At 38.9% G+C, this 21206-nt stretch carries 25 protein-coding genes and 1 pseudogene; 11 read left to right on the top strand and 15 right to left on the bottom strand.

Going from position 1 to position 21206, the window contains the following annotated elements; translation table 11 throughout:
• Positions 1–70: 70 nt before the first annotated feature.
• Both NST15_RS11930 and NST15_RS11935 read right to left on the bottom strand, forming a co-directional pair.
• Positions 71–811 carry a polysaccharide deacetylase family protein gene (locus NST15_RS11930; RefSeq protein ID WP_327878407.1) on the bottom strand — a complete coding sequence of 247 codons (741 nt, stop codon included), beginning with the start codon at positions 809–811 and terminating at the stop codon, positions 71–73.
• Positions 812–977: 166 nt separating this feature from the next.
• Positions 978–2099 carry a tetratricopeptide repeat protein gene (locus NST15_RS11935; RefSeq protein ID WP_060781208.1) on the bottom strand — a complete coding sequence of 374 codons (1122 nt, stop codon included), beginning with the start codon at positions 2097–2099 and terminating at the stop codon, positions 978–980.
• Between the two features lie 231 nt (positions 2100–2330).
• Here NST15_RS11935 and sigK point away from each other — a divergent pair, with 231 nt between their 5' ends.
• The 4 genes and pseudogenes from sigK to NST15_RS11955 all read left to right on the top strand — a co-directional run bounded on the left by sigK (position 2331) and on the right by NST15_RS11955 (position 5321).
• A complete protein-coding gene (gene sigK, locus NST15_RS11940; protein WP_058014952.1) occupies positions 2331–3059 on the top strand; it encodes an RNA polymerase sporulation sigma factor SigK in 729 nt (242 codons plus the stop codon).
• Positions 3060–3549: 490 nt separating this feature from the next.
• Positions 3550–4209 (top strand): hypothetical protein, encoded by a 660-nt coding sequence (locus NST15_RS11945; protein ID WP_017358036.1) that lies wholly within the window; start codon positions 3550–3552, stop codon positions 4207–4209.
• Positions 4210–4236: 27 nt separating this feature from the next.
• Positions 4237–4488: pseudogene (locus NST15_RS11950) on the top strand (hypothetical protein); the annotation flags it as partial.
• 131 nt (positions 4489–4619) lie between these two features.
• Positions 4620–5321, top strand: coding sequence for a FadR/GntR family transcriptional regulator (locus NST15_RS11955; RefSeq protein WP_008342522.1), 702 nt, complete (start codon positions 4620–4622; stop codon positions 5319–5321).
• 110 nt (positions 5322–5431) lie between these two features.
• Here the strand turns inward: NST15_RS11955 and NST15_RS11960 are convergent, their stop codons facing one another.
• The 11 genes from NST15_RS11960 to NST15_RS12010 form a co-directional block, all read right to left on the bottom strand.
• Positions 5432–5572: a GapA-binding peptide SR1P gene (locus tag NST15_RS11960; protein WP_017358037.1), complete on the bottom strand. Its 141-nt coding sequence runs from the start codon at positions 5570–5572 to the stop codon at positions 5432–5434.
• 128 nt (positions 5573–5700) lie between these two features.
• The gene (locus NST15_RS11965) at positions 5701–7041 is read right to left on the bottom strand and encodes an MFS transporter (RefSeq protein ID WP_024718794.1); all 1341 of its coding nucleotides are present in this window, start codon (positions 7039–7041) and stop codon (positions 5701–5703) included.
• 177 nt (positions 7042–7218) lie between these two features.
• Complete coding sequence (gene fabG / locus NST15_RS11970) at positions 7219–7977, bottom strand: 3-oxoacyl-ACP reductase FabG (RefSeq protein WP_035390877.1); 759 nt, start codon at positions 7975–7977, stop codon at positions 7219–7221.
• Between the two features lie 16 nt (positions 7978–7993).
• Positions 7994–8953 (bottom strand): transketolase C-terminal domain-containing protein, encoded by a 960-nt coding sequence (locus NST15_RS11975; RefSeq protein ID WP_017358040.1) that lies wholly within the window; start codon positions 8951–8953, stop codon positions 7994–7996.
• Positions 8950–9786 carry a transketolase gene (locus NST15_RS11980; protein ID WP_017358041.1) on the bottom strand — a complete coding sequence of 279 codons (837 nt, stop codon included), beginning with the start codon at positions 9784–9786 and terminating at the stop codon, positions 8950–8952. Before NST15_RS11980 ends, NST15_RS11975 begins: the two co-directional genes overlap by 4 nt.
• A 258-nt stretch (positions 9787–10044) precedes the next feature.
• On the bottom strand, positions 10045–10317 hold the full coding sequence (locus NST15_RS11985; protein WP_035390879.1) for a DUF3986 family protein: 273 nt from the start codon (positions 10315–10317) through the stop codon (positions 10045–10047).
• A gap of 30 nt (positions 10318–10347) precedes the next feature.
• Entirely contained in the window at positions 10348–10758 is a 411-nt protein-coding gene (locus NST15_RS11990) for an Imm1 family immunity protein (RefSeq protein WP_144684019.1), read from the bottom strand.
• Between the two features lie 20 nt (positions 10759–10778).
• Entirely contained in the window at positions 10779–11207 is a 429-nt protein-coding gene (locus NST15_RS11995) for an NUDIX hydrolase (protein WP_165378936.1), read from the bottom strand.
• Between the two features lie 459 nt (positions 11208–11666).
• On the bottom strand, positions 11667–13079 hold the full coding sequence (locus NST15_RS12000) for a polysaccharide deacetylase family protein (RefSeq protein WP_342498549.1): 1413 nt from the start codon (positions 13077–13079) through the stop codon (positions 11667–11669).
• A gap of 153 nt (positions 13080–13232) precedes the next feature.
• Positions 13233–13787: a hypothetical protein gene (locus NST15_RS12005; RefSeq protein WP_035702707.1), complete on the bottom strand. Its 555-nt coding sequence runs from the start codon at positions 13785–13787 to the stop codon at positions 13233–13235.
• A complete protein-coding gene (locus NST15_RS12010) occupies positions 13741–14295 on the bottom strand; it encodes a GNAT family N-acetyltransferase (RefSeq protein WP_035702705.1) in 555 nt (184 codons plus the stop codon). The genes NST15_RS12005 and NST15_RS12010 overlap by 47 nt, the downstream gene beginning before the upstream one ends.
• A 336-nt stretch (positions 14296–14631) precedes the next feature.
• Between NST15_RS12010 and NST15_RS12015 the strand changes: the two genes are divergently transcribed.
• The 5 genes from NST15_RS12015 to NST15_RS12035 all read left to right on the top strand — a co-directional run bounded on the left by NST15_RS12015 (position 14632) and on the right by NST15_RS12035 (position 18526).
• Entirely contained in the window at positions 14632–14958 is a 327-nt protein-coding gene (locus tag NST15_RS12015) for an uberolysin/carnocyclin family circular bacteriocin (RefSeq protein WP_017358050.1), read from the top strand.
• Between the two features lie 299 nt (positions 14959–15257).
• On the top strand, positions 15258–16796 hold the full coding sequence (locus NST15_RS12020; RefSeq protein WP_231131600.1) for a hypothetical protein: 1539 nt from the start codon (positions 15258–15260) through the stop codon (positions 16794–16796).
• Position 16797: 1 nt separating this feature from the next.
• Complete coding sequence (locus tag NST15_RS12025) at positions 16798–17298, top strand: stage II sporulation protein M (protein ID WP_342498550.1); 501 nt, start codon at positions 16798–16800, stop codon at positions 17296–17298.
• Positions 17299–17319: 21 nt separating this feature from the next.
• Positions 17320–17865 carry a hypothetical protein gene (locus NST15_RS12030; RefSeq protein WP_041506856.1) on the top strand — a complete coding sequence of 182 codons (546 nt, stop codon included), beginning with the start codon at positions 17320–17322 and terminating at the stop codon, positions 17863–17865.
• Positions 17858–18526 (top strand): ABC transporter ATP-binding protein, encoded by a 669-nt coding sequence (locus NST15_RS12035; protein WP_024718783.1) that lies wholly within the window; start codon positions 17858–17860, stop codon positions 18524–18526. Before NST15_RS12030 ends, NST15_RS12035 begins: the two co-directional genes overlap by 8 nt.
• A 52-nt stretch (positions 18527–18578) precedes the next feature.
• Here the strand turns inward: NST15_RS12035 and NST15_RS12040 are convergent, their stop codons facing one another.
• Positions 18579–18872 (bottom strand): CotD family spore coat protein, encoded by a 294-nt coding sequence (locus NST15_RS12040; RefSeq protein ID WP_008342559.1) that lies wholly within the window; start codon positions 18870–18872, stop codon positions 18579–18581.
• A 184-nt stretch (positions 18873–19056) separates the two neighbouring features.
• Here NST15_RS12040 and NST15_RS12045 point away from each other — a divergent pair, with 184 nt between their 5' ends.
• Positions 19057–19374 carry a hypothetical protein gene (locus NST15_RS12045; protein WP_342498551.1) on the top strand — a complete coding sequence of 106 codons (318 nt, stop codon included), beginning with the start codon at positions 19057–19059 and terminating at the stop codon, positions 19372–19374.
• A gap of 27 nt (positions 19375–19401) precedes the next feature.
• A complete protein-coding gene (locus NST15_RS12050; RefSeq protein ID WP_224558471.1) occupies positions 19402–19623 on the top strand; it encodes a hypothetical protein in 222 nt (73 codons plus the stop codon).
• 241 nt (positions 19624–19864) lie between these two features.
• Here NST15_RS12050 and NST15_RS12055 read toward each other — a convergent pair whose 3' ends face one another.
• The gene (locus tag NST15_RS12055; RefSeq protein ID WP_007501378.1) at positions 19865–21205 is read right to left on the bottom strand and encodes a sugar porter family MFS transporter; all 1341 of its coding nucleotides are present in this window, start codon (positions 21203–21205) and stop codon (positions 19865–19867) included.
• Position 21206: the final 1 nt, after the last annotated feature.

Consider the following 21206-nt stretch of genomic DNA (forward strand, 5'->3'; position numbering starts at 1 on the left):
ACATTCACCTCCAAAAGCCCTCTTCATATAGTAAACGACAAGACTTTTGGTTTCAATGAATGACTGTTTCTTATTGTAATTGAACCGGCAGATAATCTCTGTCATGGTGCAGCAGTTCGCTCACTTTCACAAACTCATAGCCCCTCTTCTTTAGTTCAGGTACGACTTGTTTCAGCGCTTCTACTGTCTGCTTACGATTTCCTCCGCCATCATGTAAAAGGATGATATCACCGCCCTGAATATTCTCAATAATACGGCTGGCAATTTTGTGTGCACCTGGCCTTGACCAGTCCTTCGGATCTTGCGTAAAGGACCACATCACGACATCGTATCCTTGCTTTGAAAGAATGCGGAATGACTTCATCGTCAAGCGCCCGCCCGGGGGACGAAATAATAAGGGTCCGCCAGGCTGGAGAGAAGCGATATGAGCTGCTGATTCTTTTAATTCTTGCTTGATTTCTTTCGATGACAAAAGGTCAAAATACGTATGGTTCATCGTGTGATTGCCAAGCTCATTTCCTTCGCTCACAATCCGCTCTGCGAGCAGGGGATATGCATGAATACGGCTCCCGATGACAAAAAAACTGGCATTCACTTCATGCTCTCTCAGTACATCTAGTATTTGATTTGTGTATACCGGATGAGGCCCATCATCAAAGGTTAACGCAATCTTTTTCCGTTCCTCCCTCATGTCCCAAAAGGCTCGTCCCGTTTTTTCTAGGTCGATTCTTTTTAATGTACGCGCCTCTATGTTATCAGGAACAAAAGCGCATATTACCAATATACATAACAAGATATGCAACCCTTTCATCAGACCGCCTCCACAGAACATCATTACACATTAAATTGCCCGCTTTCTGATGAATTCATTCAAGTTTCGTGGTCGTTTCCGCTTCTTTTTCACATAAAAAAAGCCGGCCCATCAGGCCCGCTTTTTGTCTCACGTTTGGTTTCTCTCTTCAACTGTCGAACGTTGCTTAGAATTCATACAGACACTCTCCTTCTTGGATTTGATTTTGAGCCCATAACAACTTTTGATAATACTGGTTGGACTTCTGGTATTGTTGAGAGGCTTCTAAGGCTGTCGCAATTTCTAGTGAGATATCCTCTATATAAGAGTATAGGCTAAGTTTTTCCAAATAATCAATGGTTTTTTGCAGTTGTTCTTCATTGATTTCCTGAACATATAAAGCATCCAGATACTCAAACATATGACAGAACAGCTGGTCTTCATGCTTCTTTGCGGCCAATTTCCCATCCTCCAATATGCGCCTTGCTTCAGTCTGCTCATTTTGTCTAAAAAGCAGCTTGGCCAGTGTATAAAGTGTATGAGGCAGCGTGGGAAGCAGCTCTTTTTTGGCGAGGTCAGCCGATTCGGTTAAATATCGTTCTGCTTCTTCTCGATAACCTAACTCCCCGTAACATTTCCCTAAATTATAGAGTGCTGAGCTATAAATGCGCGGGTGATCAATTTCGGATGCGAGTTGTTTCGCCTTTTTCAAGTGAGGCAGTGCTCGATCTTTACGTTTTAAATCTTGATAATTTCCTGAGATGACAAAGAGACACTGAATAATGCGAATGGAATATGCATCATGCTGATCGTATATTTCAAGCGCTTTTAAAATATGGTGCATGGAGACATGCGTTTGTTTCATTATATAGTAGGCTTCTGCTACTTTAAAATGAAACTCGGCCTGCTCAATATCATCAAATACCATAGACAGCTGTTTTTCTGCCATGCGATAATATTTGACGGCCTCCAAATATTCTTTTTGACTAAACTCATGCATGCCACGAAAAAATGCATGGTAATAATGCAGCATATCAGATAACTCATGATTGGAATTTTCGATTTTATCGACAAGGTTAGATACTGAGAAAGGTTGATATTTTGAAGGGTGTATATAGTCGAGCATAATTTGGTGTCGAAAACACATGAGCTGATAATAAATCAGTAAATGCTGGTCCTCTTCCATACGTTCAATTTCCGCTTCTACTTCTGCTTTCAAGATTTCCGCATCTGGAACACTGAACTGCCGTATCATTCGATACCATTCATTAATTTTCATACCGACATGTGAAGAAAGAACCTTCCCCATGTTCCGAAAAAACCCCTTCCTTTTCGGTCTAATATTACATATTTTAGCACGCTTCTAGACCGCCAAGCACCGCAAAGAAACCGCAAACATATGAGATGTGCAGCAAAAACATACCCACAGAAGCACGTTTCTTTCAAATAAGATGATTTTTTCATCGTACAGACACAGACAATCCTTCCTTCACATACATTTGAGGATATAGGCAGCGGCCTAAACATGGTGGAGGTGAAAATCGTGGCAGGAGTATTTACAGCGATGGGATTGATGGTCAAAGAATTGGTGTTTTTAGTGTCCTATGTTAAAAACAATGCCTTTCCACAACCCCTTTCGGGAGATGATGAAAAAAAATACTTAGCCCTTATGGCAGAGGGCGATGAACACGCAAGAAACATGCTGATTGAACATAACCTTCGGCTCGTCGCCCATATTGTCAAGAAATTTGAAAATACCGGGGAAGACGCTGAAGACCTCATCTCCATCGGGACGATCGGACTCATTAAAGCCATCGAAAGCTATTCCTCTGGAAAAGGAACAAAGCTGGCAACATATGCTGCGCGGTGTATTGAGAACGAAATCCTCATGCATTTACGCGCACTCAAAAAAACAAAAAAAGACGTCTCTCTGCATGACCCCATCGGTCAGGATAAAGAAGGAAATGAAATTTCATTAATTGACGTCTTAAAATCAGAAAATGAGGACGTGATTGATACCATTCAGCTCAACATGGAGCTTGAAAAAGTAAAAGAATATATCGACATTCTCGACGGCCGGGAAAAAGAAGTCATCGTCGGCCGGTTCGGTTTGGACTTAAAGAAAGAGAAAACGCAGCGGGAAATAGCCAAGGAGCTCGGGATATCGCGGAGCTATGTATCCCGTATTGAGAAGCGGGCGCTGATGAAGATGTTTCATGAGTTTTACCGGGCAGAGAAGGAGAAACGGAAACGGGAGAAGGGGAAGTGAAAATGAACTTCCCCTAACTTCTAACAAAAACAGACCTTATTAGGTCTGTTTTTTATTTCGGCACTAAGCTACTGTCTCGCTGCATTTCTTTTGATAATAGCTGCCGCCTTAGCCCTCAAGAACAATGGCAAGATTTTGGTGATGAATTTTGGGTCATGCACTTAGACATGAAGGAAATCAACTGATTACACCCCACTGTTTAGAGAATTGTGGAAAATGAAGGACAAACGGATTGCATATAAGTTTTGTATTTCAACTTTTATGTTTAGAAAAATAATAGCTATTCAGACTTATAATAATTTCACAAATGAAATATCAGCACTTTTTAATGTTACATACGAATTCACCACCGAACGTTTCGTGACTTTAAACCCATGCTATAAGTCATGAATTATTTTGTCTTATTTTGTCGAAAATCATCAATTTAATATTTTTTATATTATAATGTTTCCTGTATTACTAAAATGTGTATATAGAAGGGTGCAGACTAATGAAAAAAGCTAAACTAATTTTATTCTTATGCTTTATGGCAGTTCTAACTGCTTGCGGTAACACTAACAGTTCAACTGATCCAGCAAAAAAAGAAGAAACGAGCAAAGAGGCTTCAAAAGAATCAGCACAAAAAGAGGATAAACCAACATCAGGACTTCTAACCGAAATTGGCCAATGGGATAAAGATAAAAATGGTTCAACACTAACTTTGAAAAAGATAAATAACAAACAAAAAGAAATAGATTTAAGTCCTATTAAGATGAAAATACACGATGTTAAAGTATTTGAATACAGTAATTTAGGTGAACAAGATAAAGAGCTTCTTTCTTATAATAATTTTGAAAAAGATAAATACCATAGAATACAAATCACTTATACGACTGAAAACACTTCCGATAAAGATGTTTTGTTTTCTGGTGTTGATATTATTACCACTAATACAAAGAAACAAATTGAAGTCTATAAGACTAATTTGACTACGGATACAGGTGTTGGTTCTTTGTATGGTAAAGTCGAAAATGAAGGTATGGTTGTAGTTCCTTTACTGGTAGATGATGTTTCGGATTTGAATTCAATCACACTTCACTTAAGTGATGTCTATCTAAATGACGAACCTGAATTATTGCATGATGGGGCAAAAGTTAAATTCGATTTTTAAATTCTGCACCCCCCTTTTGACTTTAATAATGAAATCCTGATGCATTTACGCGCACTTAAAAAAACAAAAAAAGACGTCTCTCTGCATGACCCCATCGGTCAGGATAAAGAAGGAAACGAAATTTCATTAATTGCCTTCTTACCATCTGAAAATGAAGATGTGACTGATACCATTCAGCTCTACATGACCGGTCCGGTTTGAAGTTAAAGAAAGAGAAGGCGAATTGAGCAGGGAATTTTAATAGAAAACATTTTGCAACAGAACAGGCCTTATAAGGTCTGTTTTTATTTGTTTAGGCTCTTACCATTTATGAATTATCTTTTAATTTTAAAAATGGTTTCGGTATATTTTTTTGCCCTTCAAATCTGAAAAGTATATAATTAATATACTTGTATGACAAATAAAGAGGGGTGATTTCTATTACATTCAATCCTGTTTCCAATAAAAAATTATACATACAAATTTATAATCAGATCCTTTCTGAAATACAGTTAGGCTCTTTTCAAATAGGAGATAAACTTCCTTCAGAAAGGGAATTATGCGAACAATTTGGTGTCAGCCGCGCACCTGTTAGACAAGCCCTCAGTGCACTAGAAATGAATGGTATTATTTATTCACGTCAAGGAGAAGGTGTTTTCGTTAAGAGTACGACCATACACAATGAAGGGTCCATCTCTATGAAATCGGCATCACCTGAGGATATCGTGGAAGCTAGAATGCATATCGAGCCTTTAATTATTCATTTTGCGGCTTTGAGAGCGACTGACGAAGATATTTTAGAACTGAAACAAACCATCAAAAAAATGGAAGAAGAAACACATTCAGGTGTATACGTCCCGGCAACTGACGAGCAGCTACATATGGGAATTGCAAAAGCATCACATAATGATTTATTCATTACCTTTATGTCTTCCATTACGAACGCTATGAAGCAGCAGGAAATGTGGAGGTTTATACGTGATCGAACCGTTACCCGTTCTGACTATCGTGAGGTCAACTTTCAGGAGCATAAACTGATTATAGAAGCACTCGAAGAACGGAACGCAGCAGAAGCTGTGAAACGTATGACTGCCCACATGCAAAACCTATATGATCGATATTGGAAAAGCTAGGATCTTCCACTTCCAAATACGATATGAGAAGCTTCTTTTTATTTAATCGAAAAATAAGACGCATACAACAAGTAGAAGCCTTGCTGTTATGCGTCTTTGTCTTTTTAAGTTCATTTATTTTCCGATGCTCGGCACCCTTCGCATATTCCGTATAAGACTTTAACCCCTTCAGAGCCATAAGCGATGTCAATGATTTCTCCACACTCCCGGCAAACGATCGTATTTTGTGGTACATTTGTCTCTTTTTCCATGAAAATTTCAGCTCCAATCGTTTTATCCTCATGTATTGTCTCGTTTTCTTTCAGAACTTCTCCTGACAGCTAAATCACCACAATATTTCCCCTTACTACTTCCATCATAGTTTTTTTATGACCCTCGTTTAAATAGACTTTTCTATACTGGATTTTTCTGTACTTGCTTTTACAACTAGTGCTTTTCCTGACTGTTTAACTAAAAACACAATAATAAAAGAAGCCAGTATCATACTAATACCTAAAAAAATCATACTGATGTGAAAAGAACCTGTGACATCCTTAATGTACCCGACTATATATGGCCCAAAGAAACCGCCAAGATTGCCAATACTGTTGATTAGTGCGATCGCTCCACCGGCGGCTGCTCCTGTTAGAAAAGAAGGGGGAATGGCCCAAAATGGAGAATAAGCACCAAAGGCTCCGCACAAGGCAATGGTTAAAAACACAAAGGATAAGATCACACTGGAATTTGCTATATAACTGCTAATGATCATGGCCATCGCACTGACAGTTAAGCAGGCAGATACATGCCATCGCCTCTCGTTTTTCTTGTCAGAATGATTCCCGACCAGCACCATTACAATGATAGCGACGGTATACATGAAACCTAACAGCCAGCCCATTCCCTGCGTACTTAAGGAAATGGTGTCAGATAATCCTTTAGAGATTGTCGGCAAAAACATATTGATGCCGTAAAACCCAACCATCCAGCAGAAATAGCCTGCCGATAAAATGAGTACATCTCGATCTTTTAAAGCTTGAGTGAATGTATATCGCTTGACCTGTTCTTTTTCAAGCTTTTCTTTTGTTGTGACATGAATTAGCCACTCTTTTTCATCTTGATTCAGCCATTTTACATCTTCAAGTTTGTCATCCAAATAAAAGAATGCAATTACTCCAAGAATGAGTGCTGGAATCGCTTCTAAAATAAACAGCCACTGCCATCCAGACATATCCAGCCAATCAACACCTAATAGAAATGTAGAAAGTGGTGCACCTAGGGCATTCGCTCCCGGAATCGCCAGCATAAATCCAGCAATGGCTTTGGCATGATGTTTGGTTTGATAAAAACCGCTCAAATAAAACACCATACATGGATAAAAGCTAGCTTCTGCCGCACCCAATAAGAAACGTGCTGTATAAAACTGCCATGGTTCTTGAACAAAAGCCATTAAAATCGCAATAATTGCCCATGTCACCATAATTCGGCTGATCCATTTACTCGCACCGATCTTTGCCATAATGGCACTTCCCGGAACTTCTAATAAAAAATACCCTAAAAAGAATATTCCAGCCCCAAGTCCAAATACAGCATTTGAAAATCCCAAATCTTCATTCATTTGAAGAGCAGCAAATCCAATATTCACACGATCTAAAATAGCGATAACAAAACATAAGGATAAAAATGGGATAAGGCGAAGTGTAACTTTACGAGTCGTCGACTTTTCTAATGCTTGTTGATTCAACATGATTCCCCCTTCAAGTTGCTTTGTCCAACTGCGTGAAGATATCTAAATGGCATGACACATTTTTATTAAGCGCTTACAAAATATCATTTCATCAATCATTTTGACTGTGACTCTACTTCCTTTTTATTTAAAATAGAGTCAGGCATGTTCATGTGCCTGCTCCATTTCTTTCTACTAGTCCATATGTGAACCACCATTGATATCGATTTCTTCTCCTGTAATGTAGGATGCTTCTTTAGTAGCCAAAAATGTAATGGCGGCTGCGATTTCTTTCGTTTCACCTGGTCGGCCAAGTGGTATATTATCAATTACTTTTTCGGCTTCATCGATAGGAAGTGACTTCCAAATATCCGTATTCACAAGGCCTGGTGCCACACAATTCACTGTGATACCATCTTTCCCTACTTCACGGGCAAGGTTTTTAGAAAAACCTAATACTGCTGCTTTGGAAGCTGAATAATGTGCTCCTCCAAATACGCCTCCTCCCCTTTTAGCCGATACAGAAGACATGTTGATAATACGCCCATATTGCTGCTTGATCATTGGTTCTAGCACGGCTTGTGTACACAAGAACAAACCAAACATATTTACATTAAATACTCTTGTCATATCTTCAAGTGTCATGTTCTGAACGGTTACTTTTTGAGAAATACCTGCATTATTCACCAATATGTCAATGCGGCCAAACGCCTCAAGCGTTACAGCCACCATTTGATCAATTGATTCCTTATTTGTTACATTTACTACTACGCCTAACGCTTTTCCTCCGGCTTTTTGAATGGCTTCTACTGTGAAGCGAATCCCTTCTTCATTGATATCTGCTACCACGACAGCAGCACCCTGTTTAGCAAGTGTTAGAGCGATTGTTCGGCCAATTCCTTTTTCAGAACCGCTCCCTGTTACAATAGCTACTTGATTGTTTAATGTAAACATTGTAAATAACCTACTTTCAAATGTGATTGTTCAGCATGTCTTTTGCTGTATTTATGATGTTTTCGATTGTTATTCCATTTATTTCTAAAAGTTTTTCGTAAGGTGCAGATTCTCCAAAACGGTCTTGCACTCCGATCCGTTTGACTTTTCCTCGACCTTCTTCTGCTGCTACTTCACATACAGCACTGCCTAATCCGTTCAAAATGTTATGATCCTCTACAGTGATCATACGTCCAATATCGAGACACTCCACAACCGCCTCTCGATCTAGAGGTTTGATCGTATGCATATCTAAAAGTGATGCTTCAATCCCTTGTTCTTCTAGTTTTTTAACCGCTTCCAAAGCAAGGTATACTGTATCACCATTTGCAATGATCGCAATATCTTTGCCAGACCTTAATTTTTTGGCTTTTCCAATCACAAACTCCTCATGTTCATCATAAATCATCGGCACAGCATCTCGGGTAAAGCGCAAATACATGGGGCCATACGTATTCGCTGCCTCTTTGATCAATTTTCTCGTCGAATAGTAATCAGAGCCCATGATGACCGTCATATTGGGAAATGTTCTTAAAACGCCCATATCTTCTATCGCTTGATGACTTCCACCGTCATTTCCCGGTGTCAATCCTCCGTGCGAGCAGGCAATCTTTACATTCAAATTCGGATAGCATATTTCTTGACGGATTTGCTCTGCCATGCGCAGCGAGCCAAAAACTGCGTAAGTGCTTACAAATGGAATTTTTCCAGTTGTCGCAAGACCAGCTGCCAGCCCGGCACCATTTTGTTCGGCAATTCCAACGTTCACATGCTGATTGGGAAGCTGTTTTATGAATTCTCCTGTTTTGCATGATTTTCCGATATCAATATCAATCACGTAAATATGTTGATTCTCTTTTCCTAACTTAACAATTTCATCACCGAAGGCTTCACGTGTCGCTTTTTTCTTAATGACCGCTTTTTCAGTTTGGCTCATGATCTCAAACCTCCTGCTAATTCTTCTAATGCCTGTTCATACTCTTTCTCATTTGGCGCAACACCGTGCCATGAGCAGATATTTTCCATGTAGGAAACGCCTTTGCCTTTAATTGTGTCTGCTACAATACATTTCGGCTTTCCATTTTTCATGTTTTTCACTTGATTCAATGTTTCGACTATCTCTTCCATCGAATGTCCGTCAATTCGCTTTGTTTCAAACCCGAATACTTCAAACTTCATTTCTATGTCTTGCAGCGGCATGATTTCCTCGCAGAAACCATCAATTTGCAGACGATTATTGTCAACAAAAACAATTAAATTATCAAGACGATATTTGACTGCGGTTTGAACCGCTTCCCAAATTTGTCCTTCTTGACATTCGCCATCGCCTACCATCGCAAATACCCGATAATCTTTTTCATCCCGTTTACCCGCAAGCGCCATACCAACCCCACAAGAAAGTCCTTGGCCTAATGAACCTGTTGAAATATCAATTCCAGGGCATTTCTTCATATCAGGATGACCTTGAAACGGTGAACCGTACTGTCTCAATTTGTATACGTTTTCAAAAGGGACATAACCTTTTAGCGCTAAGGCAGCATATTGAATAGGTGCAACATGGCCTTTCGATAAAACAAAACGATCACGATCTTCCCAGTTAGGATTTTGGGGATCGATATTCATCTCTTTGAAATAAAGGGCCGTGATGATATCAGCAGCTGATAAAGAGCCGCCAGGATGCCCCGATTGCGCTTCATAAATCATCGTAATCGCCGTTTGTCTAAGTTCAATCGCTTTTGCTTTTAAATTCGCCAAACTTACATCTTTCACTGGATCACCTCATTTTATTATTTGAAATCCAATCTTATATTCTTAGTTACTTGTTCACTTGTATGACAAGTAATTTATGAGAACACTATACAATTCTTGAAAGCATTTGTCTATCTATTTTTTGAATTTTTAAACAATCAATGCAGATTTGTATTAGATGCTCTTTAGATTACATAGAGCAAAATTTTAGAAAATCAGTATCCAACATAAAAAAACATCACTCGTCATTTTCATTGAGTGATGTTTCACATTCTGTATTTATCTCACTACCCCGTTTTCTTTTAAAAAACGCTCAAACAGCTGATTCCCTTCCTCTTCAATTTTGTCATCTTCAATAGAATACTCCCCAATCAACAGCCCTAAATCTTCATATTTTTCATAATGTTTTAAAAGCGTTATCTCATACCATGTATGGTCAAAGAATAATTGCCACTTTCCTGTTTCTAAACTCTTAAAAAACACCCCTTCAACATCAAGACCCTGTTCGTAATAGCCAACATGTACATGCATGGTATCATCTAAACGACACATTTTATTCTCCTTCTCGTTCCCCGTAAAACTTTATAGACCTTGCTGAAAATCAATCGTCCTCAACTCCACCCATTCAACACTATCAGGTACCGATTTTGTTTTTAGAAAATGTTGAACGATTTCATAAGCTTGATGTCGATCGACGTAGCTGCATGAAGGTACATACAATGGTGCGCCTGCAACGACATGCTTGATCGTTTCTATCTTCTCTTCTTTTTTAAAAGGAACCAAAAAATCTGGATATCTCATAAGAAAAAAGCCATAAGGTTCATGATAAAAGAAAACAAGACTTTCCGTTTCCCAATCTTCATCCACTTCAATAGAAGATTCTCCATTCCCTTGTTTCCAATAGTCTTCACCCTTATGGAAGAAGATTTCTTTCATCCATTCTTCTCCCGGATTTTCCACTGGAGCACCGGTTGGTCCATAATACAAAAACATTCCATTCTCTCCTTATTCATTTATTGATCCCTTGTTCTCTTTCCTTCAAATGTGTAAAATGCACGCGTCTGTTTATTTAATTTTAGCATGCTGAATAACTGTGGATTTAATTTTTCAGCATCCTGGATGCTTACCCATTTTACTTCTTCAATATCATGATCAGGATCTAGAATATTCATCTCTACCCCGATGATTTCCCCAAAAAACGTAAAAATAAGTGCGTGATGCATGTTATCTTGAAAAAGTATTTCTCTAACAGAATGAAGTTCATTTACTTTGATCACATATCCTGTTTCTTCTCTCACCTCACGGATCACAGCTTGCTGCAGATGTTCTCCTTTTTCCACTGCACCACCGGGAAACTCCCAATAACCTTTCACATTTTTCACCATGAGAATATGTTCATCCATGTCATAAATCAAAGCTGACACCATGTCTACTCTCTTCAACTGAATCCTCCTCACCCATTGTCGAAAATATGTCCAAATCAGATTTACGAGGAACATCGTCTCTCTTTTGAGACAATTCAAGGAGTCAAACGAGAAAATCATTGAAAAACGACAAGTAAAAAACCTCCTTCATTTAGCGGGAGGTTTGTTTATTTGATTCTCTTTCAATTGTTTCTCATCGTATAACAAATATCTGATCCGCTGTAGATAATGGAGCGCAATGTGACCGAGACAGAACATAAGCCCGATCATTGAAAGTATATAGATGGGCAGCATCAAACTAGGTACATTGTTTATGACAAAAGCCAAACCAACCACTGTCAGCATAACGAGACTTATAAATCTTATCAATACCACTTGAAGTCCCCCTTCATATTCACCATAACAGATTTTCCCTTTATTTTCATGACCTGCCTAAAAAAAGATGCGAATCCGCTAAGATTCACACCAAAAGGGGTATTACCTATTCGACTCACTTCTCTTCTCACGCGCTTCCTTCCACTGCTCAAGCTCAGACACCGTCAATAATTGATATCCTTGTTTGGTGAGTTCTTTGATAATCGTGACGGCTGCGTTTGCTGAGGTGTCATAGATGTCGTGCATTAAGACCGTTTCACCGCTAGATGCATGGGCTAGAATGAAGTCCGCGACGTATTGGCTGTTTCGATATTTCCAGTCTTCAGGATCCACATCCCAAAGGGTCACTTTCATGTGAAGAGCTTCGTTGATTTGCCTGTTTGTCCCGCCATATGGCGGTCTAAAATGAGTCGGTGTGAACCCGCTCGCTTTTTCAATGATTTGTTGCGTGTCTTCTACTTGTTTGACCGCTTGTTTTAAAGGAAGTCTTGTGAGCAAAGGGTGGTTATAGGAGTGGTTTCCAATTTCATTTCCACCCTTTCTGATTTCACTTAACATATCGGGATAATACTGAACCCTGCTGCCTAATACAAAAAATGTAGCATGTCCTTTGTTCTCTTTTAATGCTGTTAAAATTTTTGAGGTCGTTGATGGATTGGGCCCATCATCAAATGTGAGTGCAATGGCTTTTTGATTTGGATGAAATGTGGATGGTTTTGGCAATTTCACAATCTTTCTTGTTGGAATCGGTTCTTTTTTCTCGTTTTTGTTCAATTCTTTCTTAATATATTCAGGTTTTAATATTCCTGTCAGTAGTGTTTTCTTAATCGCTAACACTTGAGGGCCTTGATGATTTGGAGCGATTTGTCCTCTTGGAAAGTAGAATTCGATATAGCGATCCTTGATGGCAAAATACTGATAATTCTTCGCCACAGGAGACGTTCCCTGTTTGAGCAGCGGCTGATTTTCAGCTAGCGTTCGATCTTTTTTTAATTCCTCAAAAGTCATATTGGATAATTTTTGAATATTGTCCTTCTTTGATAGAAAGATATCGTTGATTGATAAAAATGTCTGTTTCTTGAAATCAAAGTTCATCACCTTCGTTTGATTGACGCCTTGCTTTCCGCCCTTCACCTCATATGTATTGAATTTGATTGCGACGGTTTGCTTGGCATAATGAATGATCTCATAATCGATATTTAATTCGTATCGTGTTTCTTCATTGACATCACTCGCTTGACTAAATGATGTTTTAAACCTTTCTAACGCTGTCTCTGCAAATCTTTTGATCTCCTGATCTAGTTTTTCTTGATGAAACAGCGGATAGTTGACAGCATATCTCATGAATTTCCCGTCATTCACAAGTGTGACTATTTCAACTTGTTTGTAGCTCGCATCTTGTTCTACTTTTTTCCTCTCTGTCCCGCTTGCCTGCTGGTTATGATAAAACGCAGCGATACCGATAACGACCGCAAGTACACATAGGACGAGACTGATCTTCCCTTTCGTTGACACAATGATTCTCCTCTCGTGATGCCGTCCTGTCTGGATGACGTGTGTTTGTAGGATAGACTTTTCGCAGCCCCTTTTAGTTTGCAAAAAACACATTTGTCACATTTTCGACATATTTTACGAGAGGCATATAAAAAGGGCTTGATTGCTCAGCCCTTATTTTTGCATATACAGTTGGAATAACTTTGTTTCTTCATCAATAGAGCGTGCCTGGTCAAAAGCTGCTCTGACTGTTTTTGAGTTGTTCACCAGCTCATACAGCATGGTGAGAACAAAAATAAATGACGCATTTCCATCAATGTAGTCATCGGGCGCTGTATAGGATATCGCCCCTGTTTCTAAAAAAGCTTCTGCCAACTTTTTTTCGCCTAGTGTACAGCCTGTACATATAATGTGGACTCCATTTAACGAAGCATACCGCTTTATGTCATCCGCACCAAAAGCAGCACCTCTCGGCTCACCCTCTTCGTATACATCTTCTCCTAACTCCGGCATGAGAAACGCTCCTTCTTCTCCGTGAAAGGATAAAAGAATGAAATCCGTCTCGCCTCTATTCCTCCCGGATAATACATCAATCAGGTCATTCGGTCTGCCTATCCAATGCATATCGACTTTTGCGCCAAAGTTTTCAAGTGCTGCACGAAGCGCAAAGGATTCTAGCTCACTATTTGGTCCGGCTGCCAATGTGATGCGCATAACTGGCTGGCTCATTTATATCCCCTCCAAATGATGATAAACATAGCACCATTTTTTCCTCATCTACATAAGCACCATTTATTTTTAGTGCTTTTTCCTCTACCGCATACGACTTAAATCCAACAGACTTGTAAAGATGTTTGGCTGGGTCGTTTGTTGTGACCACTGTTAAATATATTTGTTCGATGTCTTTTTTTTCGCGTGCAAAAGAAAGTACTTTTGTCAGAAGTGCCTTCCCCATTCCTTTTCCGCGTCCATTAGCCGTTACATACATCGCTACCACATTGGCACGGTGCTTTAATTTCTGCAAGGTTTCTTGTATGAGTGTAACCGAGCCGACCAGCTGACCTTGATGAAAGGCACCGAATGTCCACATAGATTGTGTAGAGGCAAAACGAGCCTTATATTTATTCTTCGTATCTAGCTTCTCTTCCTCGTAACTCATAGCAAAACTCTCTGGATTTAATCGGAGTGCTTCTAATCTCAAGTTCGCATATTCTTGAGCATCTTCTGGTGTTAACAATCGAATATTCAGAAAATCGCCTCCATCAGAATGAATTGATACTTCCAATTTTATCTTGAAAGGCGCTTTTGATCAAAGAATATTGGTTCATTTACATATAGCACATTTCTTATAGACTTTTAGGCTCTCTTTCGTTTTTGTGAAAACAAGGTCATTTTGATCATGTTCACTCGATATTTCCTATCCAAAACGATTCTTTTCTCACTTATCTTTTCACTTATTTTATATTAACCTATAACTAATTCATGAAAAAAAAGAAAAAAAAGGATTGATATGAACAAAAACATATCATAAGATAGAATAGTAATAAAAAGACAAAAAAGGGAGGAATTTGATATGACAGAAACAAGAAATGAAATCAAACTACATGTTCTTTTTGGTGCTTTAGCAGTAGGATTCCTTATGCTAGCTCTTTTTTCCTTCTCGCTACAAGTACTGCCAGTTGCTGATCTAGCAAAAGAATTTGGTATTCCAGGCAGTGTTGCCGCTGTAGTTCTTAATGTGGTTGAAGCGGGTGGAGCTGTCACTACAATTGTCTCCATTTTAACTGCTGTAGGTTCAGGCGGTCTTTCTCTTATTGCTGCGGCTGGTAAAGAGACAATTCGTCAATACCTTAAAAACGAAATTAAGAAAAAAGGCCGTAAAGCCGTTATCGCTTGGTAATTTATTTAACGACTCAATAGAAGGAGACTCTGTTCTCCTTCTATTTAAATTTTTGTGCAGGTGAGAAGATGTTATATCCATTATTATCACTACTTCTATCCATTAGACTGGAGCAACAGTATTCTAATATCGCTCAGTTCGTTATACGAAAAATTCCATTTCTCAAGTCGTTTTCTTCAAAACAGTACATATTTTTTTCTTGTATTCTTGATATCATATTCGGATGCATGATTGTATTCGTGATTTCTTCATTTCTTTACTCCCCCGTCTATCAAATAGAATGGGAAAGTGCTTTTGTGATGTTTTTATTTTTATTTTCTATCGTCAAAGGAATTGAATCTTATAGAAGAACTCATCTTCTTCCTTTTAAAGAATTGATACAGCTAGCACCTGTTTCCTCTAGACAACTTTTTCAAACGCTTCTGTTTTCTGAATTGATTTGGCTTGTGTTTACGAGTTTGAGCACTTATTTGATCTATTTTTTGTTCCAATATGATATTGTTCAAACACACGATCTGGCATTCTGGTTAAAACATGTCAATGTGATGCTGACAAGTATCTTCCTATTTATCATCAGCAATAAGATATTCGGTGCTTATATCTATAACATCGTCGTGAAAAAAATCGGGGCTATTCGTGTCCTCTTTTTTGCAAGCATCGCTTTGCTTTTTTTCTTTTTCGGAAGGGTTCTCATATTAAACATCATGTTCCCTTTTTATCACACCTTCCAGCAACTATTTCAATCGATCTCATCGCTTGCAGAGGATTCGTTTTGGATCACTCTTTCAAACAAGCTGATCTCTTTATATCAACATGATCTTCAGCAAATGCATCATGCTTTATTTTCAGATGGCTCTGTTTTTCTACAATTTCAAGCCCTTTTTAATTCACCTATTACATTGATTGTTGTGATACTAGGTAGTGCGCTTGTCATGAGAAGTCCTGTTCGATGGATTCCAACGGAAAAAGATCAAGACCAAAGCTCAAAGCATTTTCGGGATTTATTTTATTGGTACTTTCAAGTACTGCATAAAATTCAGGGTTCGCTGTTTAGACAAAATGTGTTGATCCAAAAAGACATCAAGCTGCTGAAAGAAAAAAGGTGGCTCTTATCTAAAGAATTTTTTAATTATATGTTCATGTCATATGAAGCCTTCTTTTATATTGGTGTTTTTACCGGATTGATCTCGATCATCGATCATCAAGCCTTGCAAATTCAGCTGCTATTCACACTCAATATTATGATACTAGCGAATCAATCTTATGAGATGAGAATGCTGACACCTTCTATTTTTGCTTTAAGTGCTGAAAAAAAGAACATTTGGCTTTACGAGCTTTCTCAAATATCACTTTTGCAATTTTTCTTATCAAAAATCCAGTTATTTTATTGTTTATTTTCCATACCAGCGCTCTTTTTACTATTCATTAATCTATCTATCATGACTGTGTATCAACTGTTTCATGTTCAGATGCTCATTCAACTGGTGGCATTAGGGATTGGCTTTTTCATTTTTCCTTTAATCCAACTGTACTTGTTTCCATTCACAACGAAATTCAATTTTATTCATGAGCATGAAATAGGGACAACAAATGAGGAACTAGAGATCATCGATAAAGGTCAGGCATTTGCCAGAAACTTTCTTGTGCTGCCTTTCATGTACTATTTGATTTTGACCTCTTTTCTCCCTATATTGCAGCAATCCTCAGGGCTCGTAAACGTGCTGTTTGCTATATATTTTGTGATCGTTTCAGTGATTTGCTGGATATTATGCCGCAAGACCATTTATAAAGGAATTGAGTATGTTGAAAAAAATAAGATATTTTCTATCGGAGAATAGATTGATTCTACGCCTCGGCTATCTTTACGCCGGTGTATTTATTGTAGCTTTGCTCATTGGAAGTCTCCTTCCTTATGATCAGATTCCTTATTTAAAAAAGGATGAAGACATGTTTTTTCTCTCTATTTTTTCAAACAATTTACAGGTTGGACTTGCCATGCTAGGTATCGGGGCTTTTACTGGCGGCATTATGTCTGCTGGCATTCTTTTTTATAATGGCTATATCATTGGAAAACTCATTCAGTTTTTGATAGCTCAGCATGAAGTGAAGCAGTTATTCACTGGCCTCATGCCACATGCTTTTGTTGAGGTGCTTGGTTTGATCCTCTTTTCAATCGTCAGTGCTTTTCCATTTATTTATCTTTACCGGTTTATGAAAGGTAAGTCCATTGATGTAAGAAAGCTGACTCGGACTGTGATTCAGTTAATCTTTGCCGCTGTAGTGCTCTTGTTGATTGCCTCTGTTTTAGAGGAATATGTCAGCCATGTACATCTATCTTAGAAGAAAGGAGAATGTGGTTCTATGGAGCTACTTCTACGCCCTAAACAATTTTTCAATCAACATCAATCGATCAAAACCATTGTAGGTCTTGTCTTACTATCTTTATTTGTTTCGACTGTTTTTTTAACATTTTTTATCATTGATTTGTTAGTAGAGGAGCCTTTATCTGCTGGAAAACAATTAGCCAGCATTGTGTTTATCTTTTTACTGACAATCCCACTTTATTTCATATTGAATTTTCTCGGTACTGTCGTGACTTCAATTTATATGTACTTTTTTCATAAAACGTTTATTTTGCGCAAAATGTATTTTGTCATCTTGCTTTATAATGCGTTTCTTCTATTAGTGAATAGTGCAGCAATCTATTGTGTGATGGTACTCGATTTAGATCATTATTTTATCTTCATCCAAGCGGTTTCGTTTTTGATCAACTTGTACCTTTTACGCATCCTTTATGATGGGATCATTTATTATGCTAAAGGATCAAAAAAAGCCGCCCTTGCGACCGTCATCTTGTATATGCTGGTGACCACTGTTTTTGTTATTGGAGGATTTATCAATGGCTAGTTTGCAAGTGTCTCAGCTATCTTTTCGTTATGAAACAACTGAAGAAAGCTCTCCCCTCCTTGATCAAGTATCCTTTCATCTGAAAGAAGGTGATCGTGCTTGTATTATCGGAAAAAACGGCAGCGGTAAATCGACACTTTTAAAGATCATCGCAGGTCTGCTTCCTTCAGTATCCGAAACGGTTTTACTCAATGAACAGCATCATCCTGGGTCAGCTCTTTATAAAGGGTTGGTCGCGTACATCCCAGATAAGCCTTTGGTTTATGATGCGCTGACTGGTATCGAGCATATGACTCTTATACAGTCGCTATGGAAAATGAATCAGTCAGAAAAAGAGGTATACAAAAAGACCTTTCTCTCGCTTTGTGATGCATTTGATTTAACTCATGCACTTAAGATGCCTGTCAAACAATATTCACTAGGTATGAGATATAAGCTTTTCTTTAATTGTATGGCGGCCAGATCACCAGAACTAATCATTCTTGATGAACCTTTTACATCTCTTGATGAGGCATCTCAAATGCAGTCTATTTCTTTATTAAAAGAAGAATTCTCTGATCAATGTGTTTTATTTACAAGCCATCAGCGCTACCTTTATTCAGAATTAGGAAATCGTTTTTTCGAGCTTGATCACGGACAACTAAATGAAATAGAGCGTTAAACATACAAAAGGCATCCCATCACAGGATGCCTCACTTCTTTTCACCATTAAACTACCACTTGCAGCGTTTGACCGGGCGGCAGCAAGGATTCTTGATATCACTGCCACAGTCATATTCTTCCACAATATACTCATTTCGAGTAGATTGCGTCACAGGGTAGTAGTTTTCAATTCTTTTGATGTTTTTATTGACGTTTGTGATATGAGTTGGATGAATCTTTCTAATCGTTTGTTCATTTGTTGTCGTGTTGACAATTTGACGTGTAGGGGATACAACCGTTTCAACTTCTCCATGGTTCCCTCTGCGAGGCCCAAAGAAAAAATTGTCTAATCGATTCCGGCTCATTCTCAACACCCCTTCAAGTTGTCTTTCACTTACACTCTATCATATGTCAGAGGCACGATTAGTGATTAGATGCTTGTCTATTTTTAAAAAAATCCGCTTGTGATCTAGTAGTCTCTTTCTTTACATTAGGACAATTTTAACATATTATACAAATGATCTCTTGTGAAGGAAAGGACATTCATTGATGAAGACAAGACATAAACTTTTTTCATTTTTCATCCTGCTCGTCGTGATCATCACTCTTCCACTGCTGTCGCCTATGGTTTTTACAAATGCGACTGAAAGAGGAGCGATACGGCATGCCATTTATCAAGAAGGCTACCCTTACCAAAGCTATTTTGCTATTTTGCAAAAAAAGGACGATGTAGACCCTCAATATGGTCAGCTGTATGATGTGTATTGGCAGGCTTGGAAAAGCGAGACAAGAATGACACCTTCCGTCTGTTATTCAAAAAAGATAGAAGACCATGAATATAAGGTCAGCTGCGGAACTGCACCGTAACATTTTTCTATAACTTTAAAATAAGAGGTGAACGATTTGATCAACACAACACAAACCATCGAACGAAACAAACTGGACATTGCACTTGAACTGACGCAATTGCATTTGAATCGATATGAAGCAAATCATCCTGATCAGCTGAGTGAAATTTATGCAAAATATTATGCACTTCTTGAAGTGCTGGACGTATCCTCATCTGATCAATTAATGGATTTACTGCCAGATGAACTGAAACAAATACTTGATTAAAAAAGCCATCTATCCACACAGGATAGATGGTTCAGATTGTTGAAAAAGGGCTAAAATGAACTTGATTTTAGCCCTTTGTCTTCTTTTCAGCGTGATAGAAAACCTTTGAATTCTAGGAAGGACGAGTACCGGCGCGGAGCGAATTTGACATTCGTGAGCACTGGCACGCAGGACTGACAAAGAATGCGAGGGTTTGTCTACACGCTGAAACCATCTATCCACACAGGATAGATGGTTTTCTTTAGACACGTGCAGCCATATCGGTTTCGATTTGTTCTAAGCTTCTTCCTTTTGTTTCGACTAATACAAAGCGAGTGAACAACAGGCCAATTAAGCAGATGACCCCAAATGAAGAGAAAATGACGCCAAAGCTGAATTGGTCAGCCAAGATTGGGAACACAAGGCCAACTGCTAATGATCCCGTCCAGTTAAAGGCAGATGAAATGCCCGCTCCAATGCCTCTTACAGAAAGTGGGAAAATTTCACCAATAATAATCCATGTGATTGGTGCCCATGAGAAGGCATAGCACAAAATAAAGCAGCAAAGTGAAATCAATGTGACCCAGTTTAATATGCCTTCACTTACTCCGAGCGCACCTAATGCCGCTGGTGCAAAGAAAGACAGGGCCATCCCCGTTCCCCCAACTGTGAGAATCGTTCGGCGGTCGAACCGGTCGACGAATTGTAAAAAGATCACGGTCGTCACAACAAATATGACACCAACAATGACGGTAAAACCTGCGGCAACTTGCGGAGCAAGACCTACATTTCTTGCGATACTCGTTGCATAATACACAATGGAGTTCGCCCCCTGTATTTGCTGGAGTGTCGCCATTCCGACCCCAATAAAGAGAGCCATACGGAATTTCTTTTGAAATAATTCACGAATGCCTGAGCGTTCTTCTTTTGCTACTTCTAAAATTTCTTGCATTTCTGCTTCAATCTCTTCACGTGATGAACGAAGTGATCCTAATACTTCACGTGCCTTATGAGCCATTCCGTGTTTAATTAAATATCTTGGAGATTCAGGAAGTTTCAGCATGCCAATATAAAGCACGATCGCAAATAAAGCAGCACTTCCCAGCATCCAGCGCCAGCTGTCTGGAATTGGTTCAAACACAAATGCGACGATGTAGCTAAGCAATAATCCACTCACAATCATCAGCTGATTCAGGCCGGACAATTTCCCGCGGATTTTAGCTGGAGCGATTTCAGACATGTAAGCAGGCACGAGCGATGAGGCTGTCCCTACAGCTGTTCCTAAGAAAATCCGGGCAATGGTTAATGAGATTTCTTCTGGTGCAATGGCTGAGCCAAGCGCACCGACAAAAAAGATAATTGATGACACCAAAATGAGCTTTCTGCGGCCAAACTTATCCCCCATCAGACCGCTTAAAATGGAACCAATGATCGCCCCGCCCATTAATGAAGAAACGACGATGCCAAGCCATAACGGGCTGAGCTGAAATTCTTCCTGAATGTGCCCTTCCGCCCCTGCGATAATACCAATATCATATCCAAATAAGATACCTGCAAAGGACCCGAAAAAGAAGATAAATTTACTTGATACTTTTTTCTCCAAG

The sequence above is a fragment of the Bacillus sp. FSL R5-0820 genome (assembly GCF_038593385.1).
In the GTDB taxonomy this organism is placed as follows: domain Bacteria; phylum Bacillota; class Bacilli; order Bacillales; family Bacillaceae; genus Bacillus; species Bacillus altitudinis.